The organism is uncultured Cyclobacterium sp. (assembly GCF_963976465.1).
GTDB lineage: Bacteria > Bacteroidota > Bacteroidia > Cytophagales > Cyclobacteriaceae > Cyclobacterium.
The window spans coordinates 1-6,077 of the sequence record NZ_CAXBOC010000365.1; the positions used below are offsets into that span (position 1 = coordinate 1).

The window sequence follows — 6,077 nt, forward strand, 5'->3', positions numbered from 1 at the left end:
ATAAAACCGCCAGTGCCACTGAAATCCCTATAGATGGAGTGGTTACTTATACCATTGGTATTACCAATAATTCAGCCTTTGATTTAACAAACGTGCATGTAGCAGATCCCCTTCCTTCAGGTTTATTAAACATGGGAACAGTGCCAGCACAAGATACTGATGGGAATTGGATCATTGCCTCCCTAGGTGCCGGAGAAACTGCCAGCTTCCAAATTGAAGCAATGGGAGTAGAAAAAGGTGAAAAAGTAAATACCGCAACCATCAGTGTTGGGGAGTTTACAGATCAGGTTACTGCCCCTACTGTCACAGTAGTTGCCAAACAAGTGGATATTAGCGTTTCGAAGACCTCATTTGGTAAGGCCATTTACGAAGGCAATGAATTTGAATATGAAATCAAACTAACCAATAATGGTCTGAGTTCAGCAGAAGATGTTGTGGTAAGTGATCAATTGCCTACAAATGTTGAATTTATCAGTTTCACAGGTACAGACCCCGGAGCAACTGTTTCAGGAAACACTATAAGTTGGACAGTTTCATCTATAGCTGCCGGTGAAGATTTGGTGTATGTGATTAAGGTACAAGCCGTAGGCATTGGTGCCGTAACAAATACAGTGAATATTGAAGTGCCGGATAATCAGGATAATATTTCAACAAATAAAGAGGACAGTGACACCAATCAAATCATTAGGTTCTTTGTACCCAATGTAATAACTCCGGGGAACCTAGATGGTAAAAATGACACTTTTGAAATTAAGGGAATTGAAAACTTTGCAAAAAGCTCCTTAACCATTCTTAACCGAAATGGTGACCATGTCTTCGAATCCGAAAATTACATGAATGATTGGGCAGCGGAAGGGTTGAATCCAGGTGCTTACTTTTATGTCCTGATTATTACGGACAATAGCGGTGAGGAACAAACCTATAAAGGTTGGGTTCAGGTCATAAAATAATGATTTTGTGTATAGTAGCAGCATTAAAATAATAAGTTCGATGAAGAATATTTTTAGAGTTTTTGGATTTTTGGTGATTTTACTTCCTGCAGGCCTTCATTCGTCTATGGCCCAGCAGCTGCCTCAGTTTAGCCAATACATGTTTAATGGCTTACATGTAAATCCGGCCTATGCGGGATACAAGGGGGAACATTATGTTCAATCTACCTATAGAAGTCAATGGGGGAGTTTACCGGGAGCGCCCACCACTTTTACAATCACAGCAGACTTAAGTGCCAATGAGGGGCTTATGGGTTTCGGCGCTTCTATTATGGCAGATGAAGTTGGCGCTACAAAAACCAATACAGCCTTATTGACTTATGCCTATAGGATTCAAACAGGGAATGAATCTTTCCTGGGTATAGGGGTAAGTGGAGGAGTTTCAGAATATGCCATCGATGGGAGCATGTATGATCCAAATGATTTTGGAGATGGAGAATTACCCGAAGGGAGAATCAATGTTTTTACACCGAATTTGAACACCGGGATCTTTTTTCATAGCCCAAAATTTTATGCAGGATTCAGTGCCTATAACCTAATAGGTAAAAAGAAACTAGAAGAAGAGGCCATGGCTTTGGCTTATCATAATGTACACTATTACTTGACAGCAGGGGCTTTGTTTCCAATTTCCGATCAAGTTCAGTTTAAGCCCTCATTCCTGATACGAAATGGAGGGAGCGGCCCCACCAACCTGGATCTAAATGGTATGTTTTTATTCATGGACAGAGTATGGGCAGGAGCCTCCTACCGAACCAACTTAAAAGTGGGCGCTTCGGATTTGCCATCCGGTCTTTCTGCTAAAAATGCAGTAGCCTTTATTTTAGAATTGTTTGCGACAGAAAAACTTAGGCTGGGTTATGCCTATGATGTGCAAACCAATGCTTTCAATGGTTTGCGAAACAATAGCCATGAGATGTCTTTAGGTTACTACATCTCTCCAAGAAAAGTGAATATGAAAAACCCAAGATGGTTCTAAATATGAAAAAGATTTTTATTTATTTCTTGCCTGTAATTTTATTCAGTGCCATGGTCTGTCAAGTGCAGGCCCAAAGCGGACTGTTGAGGTATGCCCAGCGAAAAGCTGCGGAATCTAATTATTTTGAAGCGGCGAATGGCTATGCAAAAGCTTATAGTAAACAGGCTACTTATACCGCAGCAAAGGGAGCAGCTGAAAGTTTTACCTTTTTAAGAGATTATCAAAAAAGCCATGATTGGTGGGAAAAAGCTGTAAAATTCCCGGATGCAACCAACAATGATTGGTTGGCTTATATCGAAGCAGCAAACCAAGCCGATCAAAGGGAAGCAGTATTTCTTGCCTTGGATTCAATGAATGGCTCAGCACTCGCACTTAACCTTGATTCTTTGAAATCCTGGTATGGAAGCAAACCCAACTCTGCTGTAGTTGGAGTGGATGGTTTGAATACAAATAGTGCTGAATTTGGTTTTACAAAAGACAGCAATGGGACAGTTTATTTCTCTTCAGATAGGGGGGGTGAATTGGACCGAAATAAAAAAGGACTAAGAATTGACAAAAGTTACAAATACTATAACAAGAAATCAGATTGGACAGGTAGGGATTTCCTAAGCATCTATAAGATGGATGATTCAGGAGAGATGGAAAAACTATCCATACCGGTTCCGGATGTTTTTCATTCAACTGAGCCCTATGTTTTACAAGAATCTCCGGTGCTTTTTTATACAGTCAGTAGAGAAATTAGGAAGTCGGGAAGCTATGAAGTCCATTCGGAAATTTATTACAGTAGCATCAATGAAGGAGGTCAGTTGAGTGATTTTAAGGGGCTTTCTATTAATGCACCCTTGGAATATAGTTTGAAAACTCCGTTTGTAGATGAAGAAGAAAAGCGTCTGTATTTCTCATCAGACATGCCTGGAGGCTTTGGAGGCTTTGATTTGTATTATATGGATTATTCAGACGACTTTGTTTTTGAAGCTCCTGTGAACTTAGGAAGTGAAATCAATACAGCCAGAAATGAAAGTAATCCTTACCTCAAAGAAGAGAAACTGTTCTTTGCTTCTGATGGTCATGTTGGATTAGGCGGTCTTGATTTATTTGAAGCGAAAGTTTTGGACAAAGGCTTCTCAGGAGTGAAAAATCTAGGCCTTCCTTACAATTCTCCCCAAGATGATTTCGGCTTTTTCATTACATCAGACAACAAAACCATACTTTCATCGGATAGACCTGAGAGTAAGGGATGGGATGATATCTTTGAATTAGAAACGCGTTATAAGGATTTTCAAGCTTTAATTCTTGGTTGCGATGGAGAGCAGTTGACAGGTGATTTGGAGGTTAGCTTAATGGAAGGGACTGACAGGATCAACGTAGAGGTGAAGCAAGACGGAAGGGGTAAATTGGAGGCCTCAATAGCCCCGGAAGAAGATTTCGAGATGGTCATTAAAAAAGATGGCTATTTCTCTATTCACGACAAGTCACTTAGCACAAAAGGATTGAAAGAGGCTTCACTGGAGAAGACGTATCAAATGGTAAGGGTGCCTTACAATACGACAGCTTATGTGGATTTGGTCTTTTATAATCTCGACGAATCTACCATACGAGATGATGCCAAACCATCTCTTGATAAAGTAGCTGAATTGTTAAAATCTTATTCGTTTTTAAACATCGCTGTTAGGTCGCATACTGACGCTAGGGCAAGTGAAGCATATAATGAGGCACTAAGTGAAAGGAGAGCGGATGCGGTGAGAGATTACTTAGGGCAATTTGGTATCGCAAGATCTAGAATAGAAGCAGAATGGTTTGGAGAAAAAGAACCTGCCAATGATTGTAGTGACGGGGTGCCATGTCCTGAAGATCAACATCAGATCAATAGAAGGACGGAGCTATTGTTACTGGCATTTCCCGAAGAAGGAAAAGCCTATCAACTGCCACCAGAAATGCAAGACTTGGACTTATGTGACGTTAGCAATATTCAGTTACCGGCAGACTTACCTACCATTTATTTTGGTTTCGATCAAGCCAGCCTATCTGTCAATGACATGATGGCTTTGGAAAGAGTTGCTTTAATGCTTAGGGAAATGCTTTACCATCGATTGGAAATTACCGGGCATACAGATAGTAGAGGAAGTGATGCATACAATGAGAAACTCTCTGAAAAACGTGCCCTTGTGGTGAAGAAATACCTTGAAGACAAGGGGATTTCGCCTAGTAGATTAAACTATGAGTATTTTGGAAAGAAAAAACCAATCAACGATTGTGGAGAGCAGCCTTGTACGCCTAATATGCATAAAGAAAACAGGCGCACAGAATTAAGCTTGCCCAAATTGAAGAAAGACTGGACAAAAAAAGAAGAGTAGCTTTCTTATAAATAGCTTTAAATCTGAATAAGATTTATCCAATTAAAAAGCCCTCCTCATAATAAATAAGGAGGGCTTTTTTGGCTGAGCTACAATTGATTTCTTTAGAAAATAAATTTGATTAAGAAGGCTTGGAGTTATGCTTGGTCAAAATGGGAATCGTATTTCCTTAAGTAAGCGTCGATCCCCCCTTTTAGGTTGAATAAATTATCAAAGCCATATTTGGCTTCAAGCTCGCGTATGGCTTTGGCACTTCTCCCTCCCATTTTGCAATGGATGACTACTTTTCTGTCTTTTTTGATCTTGTCTGCATTTTCCCTTATGTCCTGGAGAGGGATGTGGACTCCATTAATATTGACCAGATCAAACTCGTGCTGTTCCCTTACATCTATCAATTGGAAGCTTTCCTTATTGACTATTAGGGCATTCAATTCATCCACGTCTATTTCCCTAATTTTCTCTTCTAACTGCCCAGGATTACAGAATTGCTCATAATCAATTAATTTGGTTAAGGTAGGCGTCGTTCCATTCAATGGATTGTTGTCTTTTCTTTTTATCTTGAAAGTTTTGGATTGAAACGAAAAAGCATCAAAAGTATACAATTGCCCACTTAATGTATCACCCACCCCGGTGATCACTTTGATTACCTCAAGGGCTTGTAAACTCCCTATAATACCAGGTAATACACCTAAGACTCCTCCTTCGGCACAGCTGGGGACCAAGCCGGCAGGAGGAGGGGATGGGTATAGGTCTCTGTAATTTGGTCCCCGTTTTCCATCTTTTAAAAAGTTAAACACCGATACCTGACCTTCAAATTGGAAGATAGATGCATAAACGTTGGTTTTTTCTGCCAATACACAAGCATCATTGACCAAGTATCTGGTGGGGAAATTGTCTGTGCCATCTGCCACCACATCATATTTGGATATTAGTTCCAAGGCATTTTTGCTAGTTAATTTTTGATGGTATACTTCGATGTTGATATAAGGGTTATTGGCTGTTAATCTTCTTTTAGCCGCCTCGACTTTTGGGGTTCCAATATCTTCTGTTCCAAACAATACCTGTCTGTGTAAATTACTATCTTCTACTTTATCAAAATCGATTATTCCAATTGTACCTACTCCCGCCGCCGCTAAGTACAATAACAAGGGGCTTCCCAGGCCGCCTGAACCTACTACCAGCACTTTGGATTTTTTAAGGCTTGTCTGGGCTTCTTTGCCAAATTCGGGAATTATAATATGTCTATTGTACCTTGCCAGCTCTTCTTTGGAAAAAAGGTCAGGTGCAGTGCTCTCTGTGCTATTTTGTTTAGTACTTGCTTTGCTATTTGAGTCTTGGGGCATTTTGTCCATTTTCAGCTTGCTTATAATGGCTTAATAATTATCTGCAGGAATGGCAGTATCTTCAATAAATTCCAAAGATGGATTTAGAAGGCTGCTGCCATTTGTGGATTAAAGATAATTAAATACTAATTCTAAATATTTATAAACCTTTACATTCAAAAAATATATTAAATTCGTAGGAATTAGTATTGTAGATTGTTCACAAACGGTTATGCTATGATTTTTACAGAAACTAAGTTAAAAGGTGCTTATATCATTGATGTGGAAAAGATCGAGGATGAAAGGGGGTATTTTGGAAGGGTTTTTTGCAAAAATGAGTTTGATAAAGTTGGTATCGAATCAAATATTGCCCAAACCAATATGTCTTTTAATCCAAAAAAAGGCACTTTGAGAGGGATGCATTATCAGGTGTCAC

At 39.6% G+C, this 6,077-nt stretch carries 5 protein-coding genes; 4 read left to right on the forward strand and 1 reads right to left on the reverse strand.

The annotated features are described in order from the left end of the window. The 3 genes from AAC037_RS17920 to AAC037_RS17930 form a co-directional block, all read left to right on the forward strand. Positions 1–950 (forward strand): gliding motility-associated C-terminal domain-containing protein (locus tag AAC037_RS17920; RefSeq protein ID WP_339904486.1); only part of this gene is annotated, 950 nt, incomplete at its 5' end. Positions 951–990: 40 nt separating this feature from the next. After that, positions 991–1,965, forward strand: a complete 975-nt coding sequence (locus tag AAC037_RS17925) for a type IX secretion system membrane protein PorP/SprF (protein ID WP_339904488.1) — start codon at positions 991–993, stop codon at positions 1,963–1,965. 2 nt (positions 1,966–1,967) lie between these two features. Then, a complete protein-coding gene (locus AAC037_RS17930) occupies positions 1,968–4,319 on the forward strand; it encodes an OmpA family protein (protein ID WP_339904489.1) in 2,352 nt (783 codons plus the stop codon). Positions 4,320–4,456: 137 nt separating this feature from the next. Here the strand turns inward: AAC037_RS17930 and moeB are convergent, their stop codons facing one another. Further along, positions 4,457–5,671, reverse strand: coding sequence for a molybdopterin-synthase adenylyltransferase MoeB (moeB, locus tag AAC037_RS17935; RefSeq protein WP_339904491.1), 1,215 nt, complete (start codon positions 5,669–5,671; stop codon positions 4,457–4,459). A 207-nt stretch (positions 5,672–5,878) separates the two neighbouring features. On the opposite strand from moeB, the gene AAC037_RS17940 reads away from it, so the two are divergent. Further along, a partial coding sequence (locus AAC037_RS17940) for a dTDP-4-dehydrorhamnose 3,5-epimerase family protein (RefSeq protein ID WP_339904493.1) occupies positions 5,879–6,077 on the forward strand: 199 nt, incomplete at its 3' end.

Bases quoted from the DNA above. Each gene is read 5' to 3' on its own strand.
- AAC037_RS17930 (WP_339904489.1), top strand. From the start codon at position 1,968: ATGAAAAAGATTTTTATTTATTTCTTGCCTGTAATTTTATTCAGTGCC.
- AAC037_RS17925 (WP_339904488.1), top strand. From the start codon at position 991: ATGAAGAATATTTTTAGAGTTTTTGGATTTTTGGTGATTTTACTTCCT.
- moeB (WP_339904491.1), bottom strand. From the start codon at position 5,671: ATGGACAAAATGCCCCAAGACTCAAATAGCAAAGCAAGTACTAAACAA.